The 2,517-nt window shown below is 62.5% G+C and carries 4 protein-coding genes and 1 pseudogene; 4 read left to right on the top strand and 1 reads right to left on the bottom strand.

Annotation, left to right across the window (positions count from 1 at the left end):
* From EN879_RS31775 to EN879_RS31765, 3 genes and pseudogenes are all read left to right on the top strand, one after another.
* Positions 1–188 (top strand): annotated as a pseudogene (locus EN879_RS31775) (oxidoreductase); the annotation flags it as partial.
* Between the two features lie 112 nt (positions 189–300).
* Positions 301–579: a DUF982 domain-containing protein gene (locus tag EN879_RS31770; RefSeq protein ID WP_013532012.1), complete on the top strand. Its 279-nt coding sequence runs from the start codon at positions 301–303 to the stop codon at positions 577–579.
* Between the two features lie 30 nt (positions 580–609).
* Positions 610–849 carry a DUF2188 domain-containing protein gene (locus tag EN879_RS31765; RefSeq protein WP_013532013.1) on the top strand — a complete coding sequence of 80 codons (240 nt, stop codon included), beginning with the start codon at positions 610–612 and terminating at the stop codon, positions 847–849.
* A gap of 159 nt (positions 850–1,008) precedes the next feature.
* Here EN879_RS31765 and EN879_RS40290 read toward each other — a convergent pair whose 3' ends face one another.
* Positions 1,009–1,560, bottom strand: coding sequence for a hypothetical protein (locus EN879_RS40290; RefSeq protein ID WP_224672900.1), 552 nt, complete (start codon positions 1,558–1,560; stop codon positions 1,009–1,011).
* Positions 1,561–1,686: 126 nt separating this feature from the next.
* Here EN879_RS40290 and EN879_RS31755 point away from each other — a divergent pair, with 126 nt between their 5' ends.
* Complete coding sequence (locus tag EN879_RS31755; protein WP_063167866.1) at positions 1,687–2,430, top strand: competence/damage-inducible protein A; 744 nt, start codon at positions 1,687–1,689, stop codon at positions 2,428–2,430.
* Positions 2,431–2,517: the final 87 nt, after the last annotated feature.

Genomic DNA, 2,517 nt, shown 5'->3' with positions numbered 1-2,517 from the left:
ACCCCAAGCAGGCCGAAGCGATCGTCACCGAGGGCCGCGCCGACATGGTGGCGCTGGCGCGGGCCTTCCTGGCTGATCCGCGCTGGGGGTGGCGTGCGGCGGCGACATTCAGCGAGACAATCCACCCGGCGCCACAACTTGCCCGTTCGGTGACCACGATGCAGCATTGGATGAAGGCGGCGGGCTGAACGGTTCGCGCTCCCGACACGGCGCTGTAGAGCCTTCAAACAGCCTCTGAGACGTTTGGGCGCAGGCTGACGGCCATGGTTGCAACCAAATTGGCTGCTTTGCGTTGCGGCCATGATGGACAACAAACCTTTTGAAGTGCCGGTCGTCGTCGAACTTGGCCACGTCGGCAAATATCGCCACATCCGCAGCGCCCAGGAGGCCGCGGAGTGCCTGATGACGGTGTGGCCGCTCAATCGCGGCCCGCGCCATCGTGATGCCCTCGACACTTGCCTCAAAGTGCTGGAAGGTTATCGTTCGACAGCAGATGCGCGCCGGGCGCTGATTGAAGCCGCCAAGGAATCGGAAGTGCTGGTGCCCGACGACAGACTGCCCGACGACCGACTGCATTGAGCAGACGGACCTTTCAACCGGAGGTTTTTCATGGCGAAGCTGACTTACAAGATCGTCGAACATGACGGCGGCTGGGCCTACAAGGTCGGAGCGACCTTTTCCGAGACGTTTCCGACGCATCAGGACGCGTTGCGCGCCGCCGAAATCGCCTCGGCCGAGCAGCAGGTCGCCGGAGCGACGGACGGCATCCAGTATGAGGACGCCGAGGGAAAATGGCATGAGGAACTGGCCGACGGCCGCGACCGGCCGCAGACAGAAGTCTCGGACTGATTCGGTATCGCGGTTGATGTGGAGCGGTTCGACGGAGCGCCGACCGCAGCGCCGTCCGGAGAGAGGACGCGCCAGCGGCCAGCGGCTGTCCTTGCGGACTAGCCCTCGAACATGGATTTCTGGAAAATCGGCGTGCGCTTTTCGGAAATCACGTTCTGGCTATTTGCCGCAATACTGATCGTTGACGTTTTGCCCTGCGTTAGCGTCCGGGCCTGGTGTGTTGTGGGCACATGGGCCAATAGCGCCGGTGTTGCCTTGGGTGTTCAACCCGGAGCCGTCACTGATGCTTCCCGTGGTGTAGGGGTCGACAGTTGTCTGGTCGTTGTTACCGAACAGCCACCAGTCATGATTGTTTGAGTACCTGTCGTCCAGTGACTGCGCCATCGCCGATGTGGCGAGACCGATCGTCAGGACGGATGCTGCGAGAAGTTTTGTAACCATTGAATCACTCCGTATCTTAGCCGCCTTGGTGCGACACTCATAAAACCCGGTAGTCAGCCGAATGGTTCCTTGAAATTGTCGTGAAGCTGAGGTGAGGCCCCGATCAGCCCGGCCGGCGATGCGCTCGATGGATGCGGCGGTTCGCTCCTGGGCCATGAATTCCGGCAAGTGCCCCTTGCCATAGCACCCGTCGATGCGGCCGAGATCTTGCTCGACCGCCACGTCATCGCAGAACATGGTGTGGAAACGAGTTGGCTTCGACCGAGCCATCCACCTCCGGCGGTCATGTAGTCGGGCAGGAAAGCCGGCGCCGCGGAGATGACATTGCGGCCACCGCTGCGCCGCGCTATCTCAGACCACTCGCCTTCCCGGGCCACTCGCTTGCCGGAGCTTCCCATGCCTGAAATCGTGACCGCCGCCATGCTCGTCATCGGCGATGAGATTCTGTCCGGCCGCACCAAGGACAAGAACATCGGCCATCTCGCCGACATCATGACGGCGATCGGCATCGACCTGAAGGAAGTGCGCATCGTCCCGGACGAGGAAGACGAGATCATCGCGGCGGTGAACGCCGTGCGCGCGCGCTACACTTATGTGTTCACCACGGGCGGCATCGGGCCGACGCATGACGACATCACGGCCGATTCCATCTCCAAGGCCTTTGGCGTACCTTGCGAATACGATGCCCGGGCCTATGCGATGCTGGAAGCAAGCTATGCCGCGCGCGGCATCGAATATACCGAGGCCCGCAAGCGCATGGCACGGATGCCGCGCGGCGCCGATCTCATCGACAATCCGGTGTCGGTCGCGCCTGGCTTCCGCATCGGCAACGTCCACGTCATGGCTGGCGTGCCGTCGATTTTCCAGGCCATGCTCGACAATGTCGTGCCGACGCTGAAGGCCGGCACAAAGATGCTGTCGGCGACCGTGCCCTGCCCGTTCGGCGAAGGCCTCATCGGGGGGCCGCTGGGTGATATCCAGAAAGCGCATCCCGATACGATCATCGGCTCCTACCCGAAATATGGCGATGGCAAGTTCTGGACCGAACTGGTCGTGCGTGCCCGCAGCCAGGAGGCGCTGGACGCTGCCCGCGCCGATGTCGAGGCGATGGTCGCCGGCTTCGCCAGCAATCCCGGCTGATCTGGTCCAGACCGGAACAAAGCACGACGCTGCAACGTTTCCCCGGCACGAGTTCGCCAGCTCGTGAACTGAGGGATTGTCATGCGA

The sequence above is a fragment of the Mesorhizobium sp. M7A.F.Ca.AU.002.02.1.1 genome (genome assembly GCF_003998535.1).
GTDB classification, from domain to species: domain Bacteria; phylum Pseudomonadota; class Alphaproteobacteria; order Rhizobiales; family Rhizobiaceae; genus Mesorhizobium; species Mesorhizobium ciceri.
This window is presented reverse-complemented; position numbering and strand designations above follow the sequence as displayed.

Bases quoted from the DNA above. Each gene is read 5' to 3' on its own strand.
- EN879_RS31770 (WP_013532012.1), top strand. From the start codon at position 301: ATGATGGACAACAAACCTTTTGAAGTGCCGGTCGTCGTCGAACTTGGC.
- EN879_RS31765 (WP_013532013.1), top strand. From the start codon at position 610: ATGGCGAAGCTGACTTACAAGATCGTCGAACATGACGGCGGCTGGGCC.
- EN879_RS40290 (WP_224672900.1), bottom strand. From the start codon at position 1,560: ATGGCTCGGTCGAAGCCAACTCGTTTCCACACCATGTTCTGCGATGAC.
- EN879_RS31755 (WP_063167866.1), top strand. From the start codon at position 1,687: ATGCCTGAAATCGTGACCGCCGCCATGCTCGTCATCGGCGATGAGATT.